At 54.3% G+C, this 21,187-nt stretch carries 18 protein-coding genes, 1 rRNA gene and 1 riboswitch; of the genes, 9 read left to right on the top strand and 10 right to left on the bottom strand.

The window, feature by feature from the left end:
* From HMPREF1144_RS24650 to btuB, 3 genes are all read right to left on the bottom strand, one after another.
* A 16S ribosomal RNA gene (locus HMPREF1144_RS24650) occupies positions 1 to 144 on the bottom strand; the annotation flags it as partial.
* Between the two features lie 376 nt (positions 145 to 520).
* Positions 521 to 1,375: a glutamate racemase gene (gene murI / locus HMPREF1144_RS24645; protein WP_071532310.1), complete on the bottom strand. Its 855-nt coding sequence runs from the start codon at positions 1,373 to 1,375 to the stop codon at positions 521 to 523.
* Positions 1,320 to 3,188: a TonB-dependent vitamin B12 receptor BtuB gene (gene btuB / locus HMPREF1144_RS24640; protein ID WP_004856052.1), complete on the bottom strand. Its 1,869-nt coding sequence runs from the start codon at positions 3,186 to 3,188 to the stop codon at positions 1,320 to 1,322. Before btuB ends, murI begins: the two co-directional genes overlap by 56 nt.
* 65 nt (positions 3,189 to 3,253) lie before the next feature.
* Positions 3,254 to 3,436: riboswitch (cobalamin riboswitch) on the bottom strand.
* 116 nt (positions 3,437 to 3,552) lie between these two features.
* On the opposite strand from btuB, the gene trmA reads away from it, so the two are divergent.
* Positions 3,553 to 4,653, top strand: a complete 1,101-nt coding sequence (gene trmA, locus HMPREF1144_RS24635) for a tRNA (uridine(54)-C5)-methyltransferase TrmA (protein ID WP_009654327.1) — start codon at positions 3,553 to 3,555, stop codon at positions 4,651 to 4,653.
* Between the two features lie 46 nt (positions 4,654 to 4,699).
* Here the strand turns inward: trmA and HMPREF1144_RS24630 are convergent, their stop codons facing one another.
* Both HMPREF1144_RS24630 and fabR read right to left on the bottom strand, forming a co-directional pair.
* On the bottom strand, positions 4,700 to 5,059 hold the full coding sequence (locus tag HMPREF1144_RS24630) for a YijD family membrane protein (RefSeq protein ID WP_004856046.1): 360 nt from the start codon (positions 5,057 to 5,059) through the stop codon (positions 4,700 to 4,702).
* 15 nt (positions 5,060 to 5,074) lie between these two features.
* Complete coding sequence (gene fabR, locus HMPREF1144_RS24625) at positions 5,075 to 5,710, bottom strand: HTH-type transcriptional repressor FabR (protein WP_004107582.1); 636 nt, start codon at positions 5,708 to 5,710, stop codon at positions 5,075 to 5,077.
* 196 nt (positions 5,711 to 5,906) lie between these two features.
* On the opposite strand from fabR, the gene sthA reads away from it, so the two are divergent.
* Complete coding sequence (gene sthA, locus HMPREF1144_RS24620) at positions 5,907 to 7,307, top strand: Si-specific NAD(P)(+) transhydrogenase (RefSeq protein ID WP_004116922.1); 1,401 nt, start codon at positions 5,907 to 5,909, stop codon at positions 7,305 to 7,307.
* Here sthA and oxyR read toward each other — a convergent pair.
* From oxyR to argC, 4 genes are all read right to left on the bottom strand, one after another.
* Entirely contained in the window at positions 7,290 to 8,207 is a 918-nt protein-coding gene (gene oxyR, locus HMPREF1144_RS24615; RefSeq protein ID WP_004856040.1) for a DNA-binding transcriptional regulator OxyR, read from the bottom strand. The genes sthA and oxyR overlap by 18 nt on opposite strands.
* Before the next feature lie 267 nt (positions 8,208 to 8,474).
* On the bottom strand, positions 8,475 to 9,848 hold the full coding sequence (gene argH, locus HMPREF1144_RS24605) for an argininosuccinate lyase (protein ID WP_009654328.1): 1,374 nt from the start codon (positions 9,846 to 9,848) through the stop codon (positions 8,475 to 8,477).
* 77 nt (positions 9,849 to 9,925) lie between these two features.
* On the bottom strand, positions 9,926 to 10,702 hold the full coding sequence (argB, locus tag HMPREF1144_RS24600; RefSeq protein ID WP_086531721.1) for an acetylglutamate kinase: 777 nt from the start codon (positions 10,700 to 10,702) through the stop codon (positions 9,926 to 9,928).
* Positions 10,703 to 10,708: 6 nt separating this feature from the next.
* A complete protein-coding gene (gene argC, locus HMPREF1144_RS24595) occupies positions 10,709 to 11,713 on the bottom strand; it encodes an N-acetyl-gamma-glutamyl-phosphate reductase (RefSeq protein WP_004856034.1) in 1,005 nt (334 codons plus the stop codon).
* A gap of 184 nt (positions 11,714 to 11,897) precedes the next feature.
* Between argC and argE the strand changes: the two genes are divergently transcribed.
* Together argE and ppc are read left to right on the top strand one after the other, a co-directional pair.
* Positions 11,898 to 13,049 carry an acetylornithine deacetylase gene (gene argE / locus HMPREF1144_RS24590; RefSeq protein ID WP_004127321.1) on the top strand — a complete coding sequence of 384 codons (1,152 nt, stop codon included), beginning with the start codon at positions 11,898 to 11,900 and terminating at the stop codon, positions 13,047 to 13,049.
* 254 nt (positions 13,050 to 13,303) lie between these two features.
* Positions 13,304 to 15,955 (top strand): phosphoenolpyruvate carboxylase, encoded by a 2,652-nt coding sequence (gene ppc, locus HMPREF1144_RS24585; protein ID WP_004856030.1) that lies wholly within the window; start codon positions 13,304 to 13,306, stop codon positions 15,953 to 15,955.
* Positions 15,956 to 16,051: 96 nt separating this feature from the next.
* Here the strand turns inward: ppc and zinT are convergent, their stop codons facing one another.
* Positions 16,052 to 16,699, bottom strand: a complete 648-nt coding sequence (gene zinT, locus HMPREF1144_RS24580; protein ID WP_004856028.1) for a metal-binding protein ZinT — start codon at positions 16,697 to 16,699, stop codon at positions 16,052 to 16,054.
* Between the two features lie 608 nt (positions 16,700 to 17,307).
* Here zinT and HMPREF1144_RS24575 point away from each other — a divergent pair.
* The 5 genes from HMPREF1144_RS24575 to HMPREF1144_RS24555 form a co-directional block, all read left to right on the top strand.
* Positions 17,308 to 17,715, top strand: coding sequence for a DUF1090 domain-containing protein (locus HMPREF1144_RS24575; protein ID WP_049074215.1), 408 nt, complete (start codon positions 17,308 to 17,310; stop codon positions 17,713 to 17,715).
* 303 nt (positions 17,716 to 18,018) lie between these two features.
* The gene (locus tag HMPREF1144_RS24570; RefSeq protein WP_004856026.1) at positions 18,019 to 18,882 is read left to right on the top strand and encodes an AraC family transcriptional regulator; all 864 of its coding nucleotides are present in this window, start codon (positions 18,019 to 18,021) and stop codon (positions 18,880 to 18,882) included.
* A 205-nt stretch (positions 18,883 to 19,087) separates the two neighbouring features.
* On the top strand, positions 19,088 to 19,750 hold the full coding sequence (fsa, locus tag HMPREF1144_RS24565; protein WP_004107558.1) for a fructose-6-phosphate aldolase: 663 nt from the start codon (positions 19,088 to 19,090) through the stop codon (positions 19,748 to 19,750).
* Between the two features lie 56 nt (positions 19,751 to 19,806).
* Positions 19,807 to 20,910, top strand: a complete 1,104-nt coding sequence (gene gldA / locus HMPREF1144_RS24560; RefSeq protein ID WP_009654324.1) for a bifunctional L-1,2-propanediol dehydrogenase/glycerol dehydrogenase — start codon at positions 19,807 to 19,809, stop codon at positions 20,908 to 20,910.
* A 128-nt stretch (positions 20,911 to 21,038) separates the two neighbouring features.
* The coding region (locus HMPREF1144_RS24555) for a DeoR family transcriptional regulator (protein WP_009654323.1) at positions 21,039 to 21,187 on the top strand (149 nt) is incomplete at its 3' end.

The following is a 21,187-nucleotide window of genomic DNA, read 5'->3' as shown; positions in this document are numbered from 1 at the left end:
CCCTCCATCAGGCAGTTTCCCAGACATTACTCACCCGTCCGCCACTCGTCACCCGAGAGCAAGCTCTCTGTGCTACCGTTCGACTTGCATGTGTTAGGCCTGCCGCCAGCGTTCAATCTGAGCCATGATCAAACTCTTCAATTTAAGTTTGATGCTCGTGAATTAAACTTCGTAATGAATTACGTGTTCACTCAGAGACTTGGTATTCATTTTTCGTCCGAGGACGTTAAGAATCCATGTCACTTTGAGTGCCCACACAGATTGTCTGATAAATTGTTAAAGAGCAGTTGCGACGCGCTTCAGCGCTCTGTCGCGAGGTCCCGTATAATACGTTTTCCTCATTCAGAGTCAAGCGATTATTTTCGCTTTTCTCTGCCGGTATTCATCGCTGAATCCCGCTGACCCGGCGGGCTGTAAGCCGTTGTTCCGTGTCAGTGGAGGCGCATTATAGGGAGTTCTGAGACGTTGACAAGCCCTGTTTTCAAAAAATCTTTCAACCGTCTCTTTTTTGTGCAAAACGCTATGAAAACGCCAGTTTTTCCAGCGACTCGAAGCCATAGCGCCGCAAAACGCTCAAAAGCTGCTCAGTTTCAGGCGTCAGCGCCATACAGTACGCAATATTGGCATCACTCGATTTTGCATCAGGCGCCTCGTGCTCTAATAGCCAGGCGGTGCGACGCGCAATCGCCGCTCCGGAGTCGATCATTCTCGTCCCTTCCGGCAGAACCTGCTGCAGCTCTTCTTGTATTAGAGGGAAATGCGTACACCCCAGCACAACCGTATCAGGCGGTTCCTGCATTCGTAGCCAGGGACGCAGGATACGCCGCAGTTCATCCAGCGGGACCGGCTCACCGTGCAGTTTGGCCTCTGCCAGTTCTACCAGCTCTGCCGACCCCAGCATTTCGATTTTGCATTCATTCGCAAAACGGGAGATCAGTTCGCGCGTATAAGGGCGTTTTACCGTTCCGCGCGTCGCCAGCAGGCCAACAACGCCATTCGCCGTTAAGCGGGCCGCCGGTTTTATCGCCGGAACGACGCCGACAACCGGAAAGGCGAATTTATCGCGTAAGGCGGGGAGGGAAACGGTACTTGCGGTGTTACAGGCAATAACGGCCAGCGCCAGAGGATAACGCTGCTGAACCGCTGTCACAATCTCCAGGACGCGTTCAACAATAAACTCTTCACTCTTCTCGCCGTAGGGGAAAGCAACGTTGTCGAAAGCGTAGATATAATGCAGATTCGGCAGAAGCTGCCGAATCTCATTGTAAACCGACAGCCCACCGACGCCGGAATCAAACACCAGCACGGTGGGACGTGGATCAGAAGGTGTAGCTGCCAGACAAGTAGTATTCTCGTCCTGCAGTTTGGTAGCCATAAGCTGTCTCGTAATCTTTATCGAACAGGTTAGCTATTTTACCACGAACTGTCAGGCGATCGGTGATCGGATACGATGCAGAAACGTCTACCGTGCTGTAGCTCGGCAAAATTCTTTGCGTATTGTTGTACTGGGAGGTGTTGTTATCGTAACGCTTCCCATAATACTGCCAGGACACATCCATATCGACATCAAACATGGACCAGTCCAGCTGATACTTTGCCTGTCGTTTAGAACGTCGGGCCAGCACTTCACCGTTATCATCGTTACGCGGATCGACATACTGCAACGTTACGCGATGGCTGAAAATACCGGTATCGATACTTCCCGTCCATTCCACGCCTTTAATCGTCGCGGCATTGATATTGTCGTACTCCCCGTCATAGGTAACAGGATCGGAATAATAGGTAATCAGGTTAGTAATTTTGTAATGGTACGCGGACAAGCGCCAGTCCACGGGACCAGTGAGCCCTTCCAGCCCAGCTTCCCACTGTTTCGACTCTTCAGGTTTCAGATTAGGATTCGCGTTGATACCAAATCGGGTAGAGCCAAACTGTTGCCCTAAAGAAGGCGCGAGGAAGCCGGTGCCGTAGCCGAGAGTGAGACGATAATTTTCGACAAACTCCCAGCCTGCGGTAGTCTGCCAGGTACCGTGCCAGCCAAACTGCTCATCGTGGTCTTCACGTCCGGACGCTTCGAGGGTCACGTCGCCAACTTGCTGCTGGCCCGTCAGGTACAGTCCCGTATTATCACGTTTGTAGGTATCCGACATCGCCGTATCTGATGAAGTTAACCGCTGCTGCTGCCAGTCCACCCCTGCGCTGACAGAGCCATGACCGACAATAACGTTATTGCCCCATTGCAGGTTACGCTGCGTCATCCTGTCGAGCGTCGTCCCATCATTATAACGGCCATAAATACTGCTGTAGTTGTAGTCCTTTATCTTCTGATAGCTGGCAATGAGCTGGGAGGAATAAATTCCGGAATTAAAGTTCAGCCCCGCATCCCAGCTCTGGTTATAGAGCTGGCTTTCATCGGCGCTGTAGGCCGGGCTATACGGCGGGCTTCCCAGATCGTAATCAGAGTTGTTGGTGTAGCTGTGTCCGCGGAAGAAACCGTCAACATTCTCGTTAAATTTATGCTCGAGGCTGCCCCAAAACGTTTTATTACGAAAACCGTCGCGATCGCCGTCGTGATCCCAGGTTGAATCGGGCTGAACGTTAAAGCCTTTATTACCCTCATAAGAACCCGCAACCGTCGCCACCGTATCGCCAAAGCGATGGCGCAGGGTACCGTCATATTGTTGGTAGCCTTTCGATCCTACCCCAGCGGTAATTTTGGATTGTTCTTTATCGGAATGCGTAATGACGTTAATCACGCCGCCCATTGCCCCGGAACCATAAATCGCTGAACGCGGGCCGCGGATATATTCGACGCGCTGCACCAGCGACAAAGGGATCTGGTTCAGATCGGGGTTATTTGTAATACCCGGTCGGGCCATGGGAACGCCGTCAACCAGCACCAGAACTTGTTTGGCTTCAGTACCACGGATAAAAAGAGAGGAGGATTGACCCATGCCACCATTTTGCGCGACGTCCACGCCAGGCAATCGGCGCATCACATCGTTTAAATCTTTCGCCTGCCAGCGATCGATATCTTCCCGGGTAACTACATCGGTCGGCGCAAGAACCGTATTGACCGGCTGTTGAAAACGGTTTGCTGTGACCACTAACGTATCTGAATTGCTGTCCTGCGCCCAGCCGGAAAATGCCGTGACGGAGAGCGCCGTCATCAGCGAAGCTTTTTTAATCATTTTTAAAGCATCCGTAATAAACAAAGGATGCCGCCGGCTCTATCAGTAGCACGCGATGATAGAAACCAAATGCGACGTATTCCGGCAGGTCTTCGGGCTTGGAGTGTTTAATGGACGAGGACTTCCCGCTAAATAGCCGCAGTGTCTGCATAATGCGCTCATCCCACTTTTCCTTACCGCTGCGCGTCAGCTCCAGATTTACACTGGATTCCCTATTAACTCATAGGACCGGTAGCACGATGCTATAATCAGAAACATATAGATGTCCAGACTTCTACCGTTATATTTCCTTATATCATCAGGGCTGGACATCCCCGGCGCTTTCCCTACAATCCCCGCGTACTTATTTTATTCAGGATGCATCATGACCCCCGAACACCTTCCTACCGAACAATATGAAGCGCAGCTGGCAGAAAAAGTCGTCCGTTTGCAGAAAATGATGGCGCCTTTTAGCGCCCCGGTTCCGGAAGTGTTTCGTTCGCCGGTCAGCCACTACCGCATGCGCGCAGAGTTTCGCCTGTGGCACGATGGCGACGATCTGTACCACATTATGTTCGACCAGCAGACCAAATCCCGGATCCGCGTCGAGACTTTCCCGGCCGCCAGCGAGTTGATTAATCAGCTGATGGCCGAGGTGATTGAGGGCGTACGCGATAACCCGGTACTGCGCCACAAACTGTTTCAGGTGGATTATCTCACCACTCTTAGCAACCAGGCCGTGATATCGCTGCTGTATCATAAAAAGCTCGACGATGAATGGCGTCAGCAGGCGACGCGCTTGCGCGATGCGCTGCGGGCGCAAAATCTGAATGTGCACCTGATTGGCCGCGCCACGAAAACTAAAATCGAGCTGGATCAAGACTATATAGATGAACGCTTGCCGGTTGGCGGGCGTGAAATGATCTATCGTCAGGTTGAGAATAGCTTCACCCAGCCAAATGCGGCGATGAACATTCAGATGCTGGAGTGGGCTATCGACGCCACTAAAGGCGCAACCGGCGACCTGCTTGAGCTGTACTGCGGCAACGGCAACTTTTCGCTGGCGCTGGCGCGTAATTTCGAACGCGTGCTGGCAACGGAAATCGCCAAACCGTCCGTCGCGGCGGCGCAATACAATATTGCAGCGAACCACATTGATAACGTGCAGATTATCCGCATGTCAGCGGAAGAGTTTACCCAGGCGATGAACGGCGTGCGGGAGTTTAACCGCCTGCAGGGAATCGACCTGAAGAGCTATCAGTGCGAGACGATTTTCGTCGATCCGCCGCGCAGCGGGCTGGATAGCGAAACGGAGAAAATGGTGCAGGCGTATCCGCGTATTCTCTATATCTCCTGCAATCCGGAGACCCTATGCCAGAACCTGGAAACGCTCAGTGAGACCCACGAGATCGCGCGCCTGGCGCTATTCGACCAGTTCCCCTATACCCATCATATGGAATGCGGCGTGCTGCTAACGAAAAAGTAAAGGTGCGCGAGAAAACCCGGCAACAGCGCTGCTGCCGGGTGAGAGATTATTCCGCGACCGCGTTCTTGCGGTTGCGTAACCTGTAGCCAATCCAGAACACCATAATCACCGACAGAACCGCCGGGAAGAAGTTAGAGCCGATGTCCGGATATTCCGCGCGCACAACGGTACTGTAAACCAGCACGCCGAGAATAAAACAAGCAGCGGCGAGCCCCGGCAAACCCACGGGCATACTACGATTCTGATAGCGCTGATGCAGGCAGTAAACCGTCAGCACCAACGACAAAATGGGGAAGATGGAAAAAGGGACAATGGAGCTGAACAGCGCGGCGAAGGTACCATTAATGGATAAACCTGCGATCAGCGCCAGCAGCAGCGTACCTCTATCTTGTACTGAATGTTTCATTGCTCGTCCTTCACGTTATTCGGAATGATTTGATATTTTTTCTTGTTCACGGCGATACCAGTAATACGCGCCTTTCGAGATCATTCTGAGCTGCAGCACCAGGCGTTCTTCCAGCTGTCGACGCTGCTCCGGGCCCACATCGAGAGCCTCGGCGCCAGCGCTAAATACGATGGTGACCATAGCTTCAGCCTGCGCTTCGGTAAAGGCGCGCGGCATATGGTTTTCGATTTCTAAATAGTCGGCAAGTTCCGCGATAAAATGCTGAATTTCACGCGCCACGGCGGCACGAAACGCCGCGGAGGTACCGGAGCGTTCCCGCAGCAGCAGGCGGAAGGCGTTCGGGTTGTTGCCAATGAATTCCATAAAGGTGGAAACAGAGGTGCGAATGACGCTGCCGCCTTTAGCGATACGCTGACGCGCCTGGCGCATCAGCTGGCGCAGCATGAGCCCGCTTTCATCCACCATGGTCAAACCCAGCTCATCGACATCGCGAAAATGACGATAGAAGGACGTCGGGGCGATCCCCGCTTCCCGCGCCACTTCGCGCAGGCTCAAGCTGGCAAAACTGCGCTCAGCACTCAGCTGGCTGAATGCCGCTTCCACCAGCGAACGCCGGGTTTTTTCTTTTTGTTGCGCTCTTACGCCCATCACGTTGTCTGAATCCTTCCATAAGCCCTTCCGGCACTATACCAGAGATTAGAACTAATCGGTTTACACTGGATTGTGAATGATTGTTTACGAGCTGTTTCTGCTTTTATGCCGCAAAAAAGCACAACGATAATTGGGTTAAAGCGCGGCGAATGTTATCATCGTGTTTATTTTATGTATAAAACAGGTGAGTAATGCCATGTCACACTCTTGGGATTATGATGCAATTGTGATTGGTTCCGGTCCTGGCGGAGAAGGTGCCGCCATGGGGCTGGTGAAACAGGGAGCACGCGTTGCCGTCATTGAGCGCTACCATAACGTCGGCGGCGGTTGTACCCACTGGGGTACCATCCCGTCAAAAGCCCTCCGCCATGCCGTCAGCCGTATTATCGAGTTTAACCAAAATCCCCTCTACAGCGACCATTCCCGTCTTCTTCGTTCTTCCTTCGCCGACATCCTGAATCATGCCGACAGCGTCATTAACCAGCAAACCCATATGCGTCAGGGTTTCTATGAGCGTAACCACTGCGAAATCCTGCAGGGCAATGCCCATTTTGTTGATGAACACACTATCGCGCTGGAGTGCCACGACGGTACCGTGGAAACGGTGACGGCGGAAAAGTTCGTGATTGCCTGTGGTTCACGCCCGTACCATCCGGCAGACGTCGACTTCCATCATCCGCGCATTTATGACAGCGACTCGATTCTCAGCCTGCATCACGAACCGCGCCATGTGATCATCTACGGTGCCGGGGTGATCGGCTGCGAATATGCGTCGATCTTCCGGGGAATGGAAGTCAAAGTGGATCTGATCAACACTCGCGATCGTCTGCTGGCGTTTCTCGATCAGGAGATGTCCGACTCGCTCTCCTATCATTTCTGGAACAGCGGCGTGGTCATTCGCCACAATGAAGAGTACGAAAAGATTGAGGGCGTTGATGACGGCGTCATCATGCATCTGAAATCCGGCAAAAAGCTCAAAGCGGACTGCCTGCTGTACGCTAACGGCCGCACCGGGAACACCGACTCACTGGCGCTGGAAAATATCGGTCTGCAAACCGACAGCCGCGGCCAGCTGAAGGTCAACAGCATGTATCAAACCGCCCTGCCGCATATTTATGCCGTCGGCGATGTGATTGGCTATCCAAGCCTGGCCTCCGCCGCCTACGACCAGGGCCGCATCGCTGCCCAGGCGCTGGTGAAAGGCGAGGCATCGGCGCATCTGATTGAGGATATCCCTACCGGGATTTACACCATTCCGGAAATCAGCTCCGTCGGTAAAACCGAGCAGCAGCTGACGGCAATGAAGGTGCCTTATGAGGTGGGTCGCGCGCAGTTCAAACATCTGGCCCGGGCGCAGATCGTCGGCATGAGCGTCGGTACGCTGAAGATCCTCTTTCATCGCGAAACGAAAGAGATCCTCGGGATTCACTGCTTTGGCGAGCGCGCGGCCGAAATTATTCACATCGGCCAGGCGATAATGGAGCAGAAAGGCGGTGGTAACACCATTGAGTACTTCGTTAACACCACCTTTAACTATCCGACGATGGCGGAAGCCTATCGGGTAGCGGCGTTAAATGGCTTAAACCGCCTGTTTTAACGCGGCGTCGAAATGGCCATCCATCTTACCGCGGATGGCCTCCGCCAGATGTTCATAGCGGCTACGCAGCGGCGAACCCGGGCGATAAACCAACCCCACGGTACGTCTCGGCTCCGGCTTGATGCAGGGCACATAGACCACGCCATCGCGCTTTCTCTCCTGCGGCACGGCCAGGGCTGGCAACAGCGTGATGCCGCTACCGGCAGCCACCATGTTACGCAGCGTTTCGAGGCTCGTCGCCCGGAAATGGGTATCTTCATCAGCGCCCGCTTCAAAGCAAAAGCCCATCGCCTGATCGCGCAGGCAGTGCCCATCTTCCAGCATCAGCAGCTTTTCACCGGCCAGGTCCGACATCGGCACGCACTCGCGGCTCGCCCACGGGTGATCTTCGTAGATAGCCAGCATCATGGGCTCATCAAACAGCGGCACCTCAATAAACGCTTCGCTCTCTTTGACCAGCGCCAGAATCGCGCAGTCGAGCTTACCGCTATCAAGCTGCGCTAAAAGCTGATGGGTTTGTGCTTCATGCAAATACATTTCCAGCTTGGGAAAGGTCTGGTGCAGCATCGGGATAATCAACGGCAACAGATAAGGGCCAATCGTCGGGATCAGTCCAATATGCAGCGGCCCGGACATGGTCTCTCCCTGCTGGCTCGCCATTTCCTTAAGCACTTTGACTTCTCGTAGCACGGTACGCGCCTGATCCACCAGCAGCAGCCCTGCCTGGGTGAACAGAACCTTACGGCTGGTGCGCTCCAGCAACATCACGCCGAGTTCATCCTCAAGCTTACGGATTTGCCCGCTGAGCGTCGGTTGGCTGACGTGGCAAGAATCCGCCGCACGGCGGAAGTGGCGGTGTTCGGCTAGCGCTACCAGATATTCAAGATCGCGAATATTCATTATTCATCCTCCATCGCCACGATAGTCCATGGCGATAGATAGAATAGCAACGAACGATTATCCCTATCAAGGTTTCTGTTCAATAATAAACCCATAAATGAGGAAAAGTTCAGAAAATCATTGAGCTTCCTCATCACCTCTCTACCCGGATAACTAAAGCCAACGTGAACTTTTGCGGACCTTGTGTCCGCTTTTTTTTGCATAAAAAAGCCCGGGGTTACCCGAGCTTCGTTTATTTACTGCCTTAAAAGCAGTCCCGCAGGCGGATCACACCAGACGCTGTTTAGCGTCGGCAATCGCCTGAGCCACCTGCTGAGGAGAAACGCCACCTTTAGCCGCACGCTTATCCAGACACGACTGCAGCGCCAGAATCGGATAGACGTCATCCGCAATCACGGGGCTAAATTTCTGCAAATCGGCCAGAGGCAGATCCTCCAGCGGCTTGCCCTGGGCAATGGCTTCCACTACCGCTTCACCGACAATATGGTGCGCTTCACGGAACGGTACGCCTTTGGCAACCAGGTAATCCGCCAGTTCTGTGGCATTGGCGTAACCCTGCTGCGCGGCTTCTTCACAACGCGGGCGTTTTACCTGAATACCGTCGAGCACCAGTGCCGCCATATGCAGGCAGTCGAGCCAGGTATCAAGCGCGTCAAACAGCCCTTCTTTATCTTCCTGCATATCTTTATTGTAGGCCAGCGGCAGCCCTTTGAGGGTCATCATCATGCCAGTCAGCGCCCCCTGCACGCGGCCGCATTTACCGCGGATCAGCTCCAGCGCATCCGGGTTTTTCTTCTGCGGCATCAGGGATGAGCCAGAAGTCACGCGGTCAGAAAGCTCAACAAAGCCCGCTTCGCCGGTATTGAAGAAGATCAGATCTTCAGCAAAACGCGACAGGTGGACCATACCGATTGAGGCATCGGACAGCAGTTCCAGTACATGATCGCGATCGGACACGCTGTCCAGGCTATTGAGGGTCGCCGATGCGAAGCCCAGCCAGCCGGCAAGCTGTTCACGATCGATTTCATAGGCAGTACCCGCCAGCGCTCCGCAGCCCAGCGGGCTGACGTCCAGACGTTTAAGCGCATCCTGCAGACGGCTTTCATCTCGTGCCAGCATTTCAACATAGGCCAGACACCAGTGGGCAAACGTCACCGGCTGCGCGCGCTGCAGGTGGGTATAGCCCGGCATAACGGCGTCCTGGTTATTCTCCGCCGTCTCGACCAGCGCGCTTTGTAGCTGACGATTCGCCGACAGCAGTTCCACAACGGTATCTTTGCACCACAGCTTCAGGTCTGTCGCCACCTGGTCATTACGGCTACGCCCGGTGTGCAGCTTTTTGCCCAGTTGGCCGACCTTGTCGATCAGCTTACCTTCCACCCAGCTATGAATATCTTCCGCATCGCTTTCGAGGATCTGCTGCGGGTTAGCCCGCACGTCTTCCAGCAGAACGTTCAGCGCCTCTTCCAGCTGCTGTTGTTCATCAGCGGTCAAAACGCCAACCGTCACCAGCGCTTTGGACCAGGCAACAGAGCCAACGATATCCTGCTCCGCCAGGCGATAGTCAAAGCGCAAAGAGTCGTTGAACTGTTTGAACCGCTGATCCGCTGCCTGAGTAAAACGCCCACCCCAAAGTGCCATAACATGCTTCCTTAATATCTTTGAATTTTATTACCCGGCGGCGCTACGCTTACCGGGCCGACAAAATGATAAATTGATTATGCCAGTATACGCGTGCCGATCGGCGTGCCGTTAAATAGCGCAGGGAGCTGCTCCGCGTGGCGCCAGGAGGCGATATCGACCGGGCGGCCTAATGTCCGCGCCGCGTCCAGGGCCGCATTCACTTTGACGATCATGCCGTCGGTGATAATGCCCTGCTCGATCAGCTGTTCAGCCTTCTCGGCGGTCATTTCCGCGATGCGCTGCCCTTTACCATCAAGAATGCCGCTTACGTCAGACAGCAGAATCAGGTCTGCGCCGAGCGTTGCCGCCAGCGCGGTCGCCGCCTGGTCGGCGTTGACGTTCATCAACTCGCCTGCATCGGTGACGCCGATGGAGCTAACGACCGGTATATAACCGCCCGCCAGCAGCGTGTTAATCAGCGCCGGAGAACCCGGCTGAGCGAATCCGACATGACCCAGCTCTTCATCAAGCTGCGTCACTTTGACGCTATCGCCATCGCCGAGGAATAGCCCAACGGCAGCCAGGCCGTGCTTCTTCGCCCACGCCAGCAGCGTTTTGTTGGCGGTTCCCGCCAGCGCGCCGGTAATAATGTCGATCTGATCCGCCGGCGTGACCCGCAGACCGTTTTTCTTGTTCACCGGCAGGTTGAGCTGCTTCATGAGTTCATCCACCACGCAGCCGCCGCCGTGCACAATAATCAGCGGGCGCTGATGGGATTCGCGGTAGTTCACCAGTGCCGTAAACAGGCGTTCAAGCGCTTCTTCGCTGTCCAGCAGGACGCCGCCAAGTTTGATAATTAAAGGGTTCATCATCACACCTTAAATAAGAGACTGCGTCTCAGCGAAGCCGAAACGAATATTTGCGCACTGCACGGCCTGCGCGGCCGCACCTTTCAGCAGGTTATCTTCCGCCGCCACCACGATGATATGTTCATCCTGGACCGCAAAACCGATATCACAGAATGGCAGACCCACGACATTTTTCAATGCAGGGACACCTTTATCGTATAAACGTACCAGCGGCTTATCCGCATAGGCCTGCTGGAATACCGCCGCCACCTGCTCTTTGCTCACGCCAGGCTTCAGACGGCAGGTAATGGTTTCCAGAATCCCACGCTTAAAATTGCCCAGATGCGGAGTAAAAATAACGTCCGCGCCCAGGTGGGTTGAAATTTCCGGGTGATGACGGTGGTTGAAAACGCCGTAGGGTTGCAGGCTGACTTCGCAGAAGCTATTGCCGATAGAGGCTTTACGCCCGGCGCCGCTGACCCCACTGGTCGCGTTGATCACCGGCCACTGGTTAAGATCCAGCAGCCCCGCGTCGATCAGAGGTTTTAACGATAGCTGAGCCGCCGTCGGATAGCAGCCCGGTACGGCGATCAGATTGGCTTCTTTTAGCTTTTCGACGCTCCACTCGGCCAGGCCGTAAACCGCCTGCTCCAGCAGTTCAGGGTGCTGATGAGTGAAACCGTAATATTTTTCATAGAAGGCGCCGTCATTAACGCGGAACGCCCCGGAGAGATCGAACACGACGCAGCCAGCGGCGAGAAACTGCGGCGCCAGGTCATGGCTTACCTCGTGCGCGGTAGCCAGAAAAACGACATCGACTCCGGTGCTAAACTCGCTGATATCGGACATCGGCTGCAGCGGCAGATCGACAATGCCTTTCAGCTGCGGATGCAAATCAGAAACTAATTTTCCCGCATCATTGCTTTGCGCGGAGACCGTCAATGCGGTTATGGTCATATGAGGATGGCGATTTACATAGGCCACTAGCTCTGCGCCGGCATAACCGCTGGCGCCCACAATCAGCGTGTTCAACATTGGGGCTCTTCACCTTCTTGCTTACGTATATTTGCCCTGGAAGACCGTTGCCTTCCCCACCCTGTTGAGCCGTAAGAGCATCATCCTTACATTCGATGGGTTTTCTTACGCTCAACGATAATGTATTTTTATTCACAAATAATGCATGAATATTGATACTATCACGACCCGAGGTGTGTCAACAATGAAAAACAAATTACCGCCCTTTATCGAGATTTACCGCGCGCTGATCGCCACACCTTCCATCAGCGCAACCGAAGAGGCGCTGGATCAAAGTAATGAGTCTTTAATCAATTTACTGGCAGGCTGGTTCCGCGATATCGGCTTTAATGTTGAAGTTCAGCCAGTCCCGGATACGCGTAATAAATTCAACCTGCTGGCCAGCAGCGGCCACGGCGCTGGCGGCCTGCTGCTTGCCGGGCACACCGATACCGTCCCGTTTGATGATGGCCGCTGGACCCGCGACCCTTTTACCCTGACCGAGCACGACAATAAGCTGTACGGTCTCGGCACCGCGGATATGAAAGGCTTCTTCGCTTTTATTCTCGACGCCCTGCGCGACGTTGACGTCACTCAGCTGAAAAAGCCGCTCTATATTCTGGCGACGGCCGATGAAGAGACCAGCATGGCCGGCGCCCGCTACTTCGCCGAGACGACCCAGCTGCGACCGGACTGCGCCATTATCGGCGAGCCCACGTCGCTGCAGCCGATACGCGCGCACAAAGGCCACATGTCCAACGCGGTTCGCATTCAGGGGCAGTCGGGCCACTCCAGCGACCCGGCACGCGGCGTCAACGCAATTGAACTGATGCACGACGCCATTGGCCGCATCATGCAGCTGCGCGACGACTTAAAAGAGCGTTATCACTATGCCGCCTTTACCGTTCCCTGGCCGACGTTGAATCTCGGCGCCATCCACGGCGGCGATGCCTCCAACCGCATTTGCGCCTGCTGCGAACTGCATATGGATATTCGTCCGCTGCCCGGAATGACGCTCAACGATCTCAACGGGCTCCTTAACGAAGCGCTGGCGCCGGTGAGCGAGCGCTGGCCTGGACGCCTGACCGTTTCTGAACTGCATCCGCCGATCCCCGGGTACGAATGCCCGCCGGACCATAAGCTGGTTGAGGTCGTAGAAAAACTCCTCGGCGCGCAAACCGACGTGGTCAACTACTGTACCGAAGCGCCGTTTATTCAGACCCTCTGCCCAACGCTGGTGTTAGGCCCGGGCTCTATCAACCAGGCCCACCAGCCGGATGAGTACCTGGAAACGCGCTTTATTAAGCCGACCCGCGAGCTCATCACTCAGGTGGTCCACCATTTTTGCTGGCATTAAATACCCATTCTCTCGGGCGATTTCATCCGCGCGAGAGGGTGACAATTATCACATTTTCATAAGCAACGCTTATCAAGCGACCTCCGAGTTAAATTTCGCAAATTGCCGCCATTTATTCGTTTGCTGAAGCGATTTCGCAACAATTGACGTGGGGGTTTTTACGTGGCTTTATAAAAGACGGTTGCTTATCCACTGCTCAAATTATCGAGCGCCGGATATAACAAAATAAAATGAGATGGGGTGTCTGGGGTAACATGAACGAACAATATTCCGCTTTGCGTAGTAATGTCAGTATGCTCGGTAAGGTGCTGGGCGACACCATCAAGGATGCGCTGGGAGAAAACATTCTTGATCGTGTCGAAACTATCCGTAAGTTGTCCAAATCTTCTCGCGCTGGCAATGAAGCCAACCGCCAGGAGCTGCTCACCACGCTGCAAAACTTGTCCAACGACGAGCTGCTGCCGGTGGCGCGCGCCTTTAGCCAGTTTCTGAATCTGGCGAATACCGCTGAGCAATACCACAGCATTTCGCCAAAAGGCGAAGCGGCCAGTAATCCGGAAGTGATTGCCCGCACCCTGAGAAAGCTCAAAGAGCAACCCAATCTCAACGAAACCATTATTAAACAAGCCGTTGAATCCCTGTCGCTGGAGCTGGTGCTGACCGCGCACCCAACCGAAATCACGCGTCGTACGCTGATCCACAAGATGGGCGAGATCAACAGCTGCCTGAAGCAGCTCGATAACAACGACATTGCGGACTATGAACGTCATCAGGTCATGCGCCGTCTGCGCCAGCTGATTGCCCAGTCGTGGCACACCGATGAAATCCGCAAACATCGCCCGACCCCGGTGGATGAAGCCAAATGGGGCTTCGCGGTTGTCGAAAATAGCCTGTGGGAAGGCGTACCGAACTACCTGCGCGAGCTGAATGAACAACTGGAAGACAACCTGAACTATCGGCTGCCGGTCGACTTTGTTCCGGTTCGCTTTACGTCCTGGATGGGCGGCGACCGCGACGGCAACCCGAACGTGACTGCCGATATTACCCGCCACGTCCTGCTGCTCAGCCGCTGGAAGGCAACCGATCTGTTCCTGAAAGATGTCCAGCTGCTGATTTCCGAGCTGTCGATGGTTGAGTGTACCGACGAGCTGCGTGAGCTGGCAGGTGCGGAAGGCGCTCAGGAACCCTATCGTTACCTGATGAAAAAACTGCGCACGCAGCTGATGGAGACCCAGGCCTGGCTGGAAGCGCGCCTGAAAGGACAGAAACTGCCGAAACCGGCGGGCCTTATCACGCAAAACGAGCAGCTGTGGGAACCGCTTTACGCCTGTTACCAGTCGCTACAAGCCTGCGGTATGGGCATTATCGCCAACGGCGAGCTGCTCGATACACTGCGCCGCGTAAAAGCCTTTGGCGTACCGCTGGTGCGTATCGATATCCGTCAGGAAAGCACCCGCCACACCGAGGCGCTGGGCGAAATGACCCGCTATCTCGGCATCGGCGACTATGAAAGCTGGTCAGAAGCCGATAAACAGGCTTTCCTGATCCGCGAACTGAACTCCAAGCGTCCTCTGCTGCCGCGCCAGTGGGAGCCAAGCGAAGAAACGCGCGAAGTGCTCGAGACGTGCAAAGTCATCTCCGAAGCGCCGCGCGGCTCTATTGCGGCCTACGTGATTTCGATGGCGAAAACGCCGTCAGACGTCCTGGCCGTGCATCTGCTGTTGAAAGAAGCCGGCATCGGCTTCGCGCTGCCGGTCGCCCCGCTGTTCGAAACGCTGGACGACCTGAATAACGCCGACGACGTTATGACCCAGCTGCTGAATATCGACTGGTATCGCGGCTTTATCCAGGGCAAGCAGATGGTCATGATCGGCTATTCCGACTCGGCGAAAGATGCGGGCGTGATGGCCGCCTCCTGGGCGCAGTACCAGGCGCAGGACGCCTTAATTAAGACCTGTGAAAAAGCCGGTATTGAGCTGACCCTGTTCCACGGCCGCGGTGGTTCTATCGGTCGCGGCGGCGCGCCGGCGCACGCGGCCCTGCTCTCTCAGCCTCCGGGAAGCCTGAAAGGCGGCCTGCGCGTTACCGAACAGGGCGAGATGATCCGCTTTAAATACGGCCTGCCGGAAGTCACCATCAGCAGCCTGTCGCTCTACACCAGCGCGATCCTGGAAGCCAACCTGCTGCCGCCGCCGGAGCCAAAAGCGCAATGGCGCGACATCATGGCCGAGCTGTCCGACGTCTCCTGCGAGATGTATCGCGGCTACGTGCGTGAAAATAAAGATTTTGTTCCTTACTTCCGTTCCGCGACGCCGGAGCAGGAGCTGGGCAAACTGCCGCTGGGCTCGCGTCCGGCAAAACGTCGCCCGACCGGCGGCGTCGAGTCGCTGCGCGCCATTCCGTGGATCTTCGCGTGGACGCAAAACCGCCTGATGCTGCCAGCCTGGCTGGGCGCCGGCGCCGCGCTGCAAAAAGTCGTTGAAGGTGGCAAGCAGAGCGAGCTGGAAAGCATGTGCCGCGACTGGCCGTTCTTCTCTACCCGCCTCGGCATGCTGGAGATGGTCTACTCAAAAGCCGACCTGTGGCTGGCGGAATATTACGATCAGCGTCTGGTGAAACCGGAACTGTGGAAGCTGGGCGAAGAGCTGCGTGAACTGCTGTCCGCCGATATCAACGTGGTACTGGCAATCGCCAACGACTCCCACCTGATGGCCGACCTGCCGTGGATCGCGGAGTCCATCCAGCTACGTAATATCTATACCGACCCGCTGAACGTGCTCCAGGCCGAGTTGCTCCATCGTTCACGTCTGGCGGAAGAGAAAGGTGAAAAACCGGACCCACGCGTTGAGCAAGCGCTGATGGTCACCATCGCAGGCGTTGCGGCAGGCATGCGTAACACCGGCTAGTTCGCCTTGAGAAACCTGTAGCCCGGCTAAGCGTAGCGCGGGGCGGGTTAAAAACCATAGCTCCGGTAAGCATCGCGTTTACCGGAGCTTTTTTTATTAGTGGTGCAGCATTTCGTCGACAATCTGCTCTTTATGCAGGGCATAAGGATAGTAGGTTGGCCAGTTATCCATCTCTTTCAGCAGCGCTTCCTGGGACTCATTGCCCATAAAGATATGGAAATGTTGGGACTTGCGCGGCGCGATGGTGTGATCGCTGAACTGAACAAACTTCGGCGCTTTTGAATCCGCCTGCTGGCATTCGAACAGGTAGCGCACGCCTTTTTTACCGGATGCGTAGGTCAGAATTTTGTAGCCGGAATAGGCGTACCGGCAGGCGTTGACGGTTTTCCCGACGTGAAACTCCATGACGTTATCTTCAATACCAATCTGGTCCACATCGGTAGCGTAGCCCTTCTTATAATACTCCCGATATTCCGCCACGTTTTTACCGGCTTTTTTGGCCTTCTGCTCCAGCACGGCATCTAAATCGCCGTTCAGCAGATAGGGATTAACCGACTGCCAGATACCCTCCCAGTCGCTCAGCGCCCTGTCCTTTACGTCCTGGTCGGCAAAAATGCCTTCACTCGCCTTCTGCTCCGCTTCGGTCAGCGCCGGGCCATGGCTATGGTGGCCGTGGGCGACCGCTTGACTGCTCGCCAGGACCAGGCTTACACCAAGCATAAGCGCGGAAATCTTTCGGGTCATCACTCTCTCCTGAGTTTAGGTTTGCAATAATATGTTACGATATAACATACCAACAGAGCTATGCAATACTCTTTCATAAATCGGCTCTCCCCCTTCTTGACGACACCCATTGCGTCAAAGAGAAGCCGGTTTGGTCAGAAAATGACCCCTGAGATCTTTTTTAGCAGATGGGTTTTCCGTGTACGGATACAAAACCGTAGGGATCATGAAATAAACACGAAATAATCATGTAGTCTAATTTATCCATCGACAGTGGTTGTACGTTCATCCTAAAAAAGGGTATATCATCGACAAATAAATAAATCCCATCGATATGAGTGTCAGTGAAAAAATAAAGTGAGAGATTTATTAATAAACGCTCATCTGAATGTCAGAACCCCTTTGGTTTATATTTTTCCAACAAGGTTTCATCACGCAAATAGACGGGATTACTGGATGCATAAATTTAATTTAAAAATCATAAAGTTAACAATAAATCCAGCATTGAATAACTATAAGACCATTCCTACTCTATGATTATTGACCAGGCATCTACTCTCAAATAACATTGAACATTAAATAATTACAAAACTCTCGCCATTAATGTTTACACTGATAAAGGATTTATCGTGAAGTATATAATTAAATCACTTGCCTGCCTTATATTAGTTAGCCCTTTTGTTGCTGGCGTAGCCACTGCATCCAGTAAATGGTCAGGTTGTGCAGAAAAAGAATATCAAATTCAAAAACAGCTGGAGTATGCCAAAGCGTACGGAAATACACATAGAGTCAGGGGGCTGGAAAGAGCGCTGACAAACGTACAACGCTACTGCACAGACGGTAAGCTTACTTCTGAATGGCAGGAGAAGGTAGCAGACAAGGAGAGTAAGGTCCGCGAGCGCATGGAAGAACTACGCCACGCCCAGGCTTCAGGCGATCCTGAAAAAATCAGAAAAAAAGAGAAGAAGCTACAAGAAGCCAAAAATGAGCTTATGGAAGTACAAGCTGGCCTCAATCAATCACTAACCAGGCAATAAAGAAAAGAGACTGGATTAACCCCCTGGTTAAGCCAGCTCTCTTTCCGTAACTCTATTTCCGGTAAGGTACTCCCCTCACTAACCACCTATGTTTAGTCATGGAAAACCCGGGTATGTGATGTCGCTAAAAGCGTCTATCGGTACGTTGCAATAACTTGTAACCACATGATTATGAAAATATAAAATCAGCGCGGGTTGAAGAATAATCCTGCTTCAATGGAGTATCTCATGCCGCCCTCTGGTATTCTGCCTTTTCCACGATGTTCGGTATGATGCACATAAAGCATGTTTTGCGGAGCGATTATGGATAACGGCATCAATCAGGTTATTGATTCTTTTATTAAAGGCCCGGCGGTAATCGGCAAAGTCCACTTTTCCACAGAATCCAGACCGGCTTCTGAGAAAGCGCTAAGCGTCGATTTTCCGCGCCTCGAAATCATGCTTGCGGGGCAGCTTCGCGATCCGGCGATTAAGGCCGACCAGGCGCAGCTGACGCCGCACGATGTGCTGTACGTCCCCACAGGCGGATGGAATGACCCGCAGTGGCTGATGCCCTCCACGCTGTTAACTGTCTTATTTGGTAAGCAGCAGCTGGAATTCGTCCTACGCCACTGGGACGGCAGCGCGCTTAACGTGCTGGATAAACAGCAGGTTCCTCGCCGCGGCCCCCGGGTTGGATCGTTTCTGCTGCAGGCGCTGAATGAAATGCAGATGCAGCCGCAGGAACAGCACACGGCCCGCTGTATTGTCACCAGCCTGCTCAGCCACTGTGCCGATCTGCTGGGCAGCCAGGTACAAACGTCATCGCGCAGCCAGGCGCTTTTTGAAGCGATTCGTAAACATATTGATGCCCATTTTGCCGACCCGTTAACCCGCGAGTCAGTGGCGCAGGCGTTTTATCTCTCACCAAACTATCTTTCCCATCTGTTCCAGAAATGCGGGCCAATGGGCTTTAACGAATACCTGAATCACATCCGTCTGGAGCAGGCCAGAATGCTGTTAAAAGGCCACGATATGAAAGTGAAAGATATCGCCCACGCCTGTGGTTTCGCCGACAGCAACTACTTCTGCCGCCTGTTTCGCAAAAACACCGAGCGCTCGCCGTCGGAGTATCGTCGTCAGTATCACAGCCAGCTGACGGAAAAAACGGCTTCGCTAAAAAACTAGATTTTTGTGTGTTAAACCTGACTTTTGTGCGTTCTTATTTTCCCATTTCAATCCGGGTTGCGCGATAAATGTGATCTAAATCATCCTTAACCGCAATGCGTACATTTATCCAGTTTTTGGCAAATTTGTCATCTGGCGACCCTTCGCGTGAAAGCCGTATTCTTACCTCAACGACACTACCGAATTAAGCATTGAGGAAAGCATCATGGAACTCTATCTGGACACCGCAAACGTAGCAGAAGTTGAACGCCTGGCGCGCATCTACCCGCTGGCCGGCGTGACCACCAACCCGAGCATTATCGCAGCCGGTAAAACGCCGGTTTGGGATGTTCTTCCGCGCCTGCAAAAAGCCGTCGGTCCGGAAGGTATTCTGTTCGCCCAGACCATGAGCCGCGACGCGCAGGGCATGGTGGAAGAAGCCAAACGCCTGAGCAACGCCGTCCCCGGTATCGTGGTAAAAATCCCGGTCACCGCCGAAGGCCTTGCCGCTATCAAGCTGTTGAAAAAAGAAGGTATCCCCACGCTGGGTACGGCGGTATACAGCGCATCTCAGGGCCTGCTGGCCGCGCTGGCCGGGGCAAAATATGTGGCGCCGTACGTTAACCGCGTCGACGCCCAGGGCGGTGACGGCATCCGCATGGTCCAGGAGCTGCAGTCCCTGCTGGAGCTGCATGCGCCGGAAAGCAAAGTGCTGGCCGCCAGCTTTAAGACGCCGCGCCAGGCGCTGGATTGCCTGTTAGCAGGCTGCGAAGCGATCACCCTTCCGTTAGATGTAGCGCAACAAATGCTCGGCACCCCTGCGGTAGAGTCAGCTATTGAGAAGTTTGAGCAGGACTGGAATAACGCTTTTGGAACGCTAAACCTGTAACCCGATCGGCGAGCTGCCCAGGGGGGTGGCATCACGGTCATCCAGGAGGAATAGAAATGGATCGCATTATTCAATCACCCGGTAAGTACATTCAGGGCGCGGACGTCATTACCCGCCTTGGTGTATACCTCAAGCCATTGGCAGAACGCTGGCTCATCGTGGGCGATAAATTCGTACTCGGTTTTGCCGAAGAAAAACTGCGTAAAAGCCTGGCGGATGCGGGGCTGGCTGGCGAAATTGCGCCGTTTGGCGGCGAATGCTCACATAACGAAATCAACCGCTTGCGTGATATTGCCGGTTCCGCCCGCTGCACCGCCGTGCTGGGTATCGGCGGCGGCAAGACGCTGGATACCGCAAAAGCATTAGCACACTTTATGAATCTGCCGGTGGTTATTGCACCGACGATTGCCTCCACCGACGCGCCGTGCAGCGCGCTCTCGGTCATCTATACCGATGAAGGCGAGTTTGATAGCTACCTGATGCTGCCGCGCAACCCGAACATGGTCATTGTCGATACGCAAATCGTTGCTGGCGCCCCGGCGCGCCTGCTGGCAGCCGGTATCGGTGATGCGCTGGCGACCTGGTTTGAAGCGCGTGCCTGCTCCCGCAGCGGCGCGACCACCATGGCGGGCGGAAAATGCACCCAGGCGGCGCTGGCGCTGGCTGAACTGTGCTACAACACGCTGATTGAAGAGGGTGAAAAAGCGATGCTGGCGGCGGAGCAGCACGTGGTGACGCCGGCGCTGGAACGGGTGATTGAAGCCAACACCTACCTGAGCGGCGTCGGCTTTGAAAGCGGCGGCCTGGCGGCTGCGCACGCTATTCACAACGGTCTGACCGCTATTCCGGACGCTCACCACTACTATCATGGTGAAAAAGTGGCCTTCGGCACGCTCACGCAGCTGGTCCTGGAAAACGCGCCGGTGGAAGAGATTGAAACGGTGGCAGCGCTGTGCCATAGCGTCGGGCTGCCCATCACCCTGGCGCAGCTGGATATTAAAACCGATATCCCGGGCAAAATGCGTACCGTGGCGCAAGCCGCCTGTGCGGAAGGTGAAACCATCCACAATATGCCCGGCGGCGCGACGCCGGATCAGGTCTATGCCGCGCTTCTGGTGGCCGACCAGTACGGTCAACGCTTCCTGCAAGAGTGGGAATAACCCCTCGCGACATACCCGCCAGCAGGCGGGTATGTTCTTTTCGCCCGCCATTGCCCGCCAAAACGATGTATTTTATAGTGCGATTTTCCTTTGGGTGAATCGTAGATATGCAGTCATCAAATCGAAGAATGAGCATTTACGCCATTTTGCAACAGGACAAAAAAGTCGTCGTCAATGACCTCGCCGAAAAGTTCGGCGTCACCAAAATGACCATCCGTCGCGATCTCTCTTTCTTTGAAAAACAAGGCATTGTAAAAACAACCTACGGTGGAGCCTA

Origin of the sequence: Klebsiella sp. OBRC7 (genome assembly GCF_000293135.1) — a bacterium.
Classification (GTDB): Bacteria; Pseudomonadota; Gammaproteobacteria; order Enterobacterales; family Enterobacteriaceae; genus Klebsiella; species Klebsiella michiganensis.
Note: the sequence above shows the minus strand (reverse complement) of the source record. Positions and strands in the feature narration are given on the sequence as shown.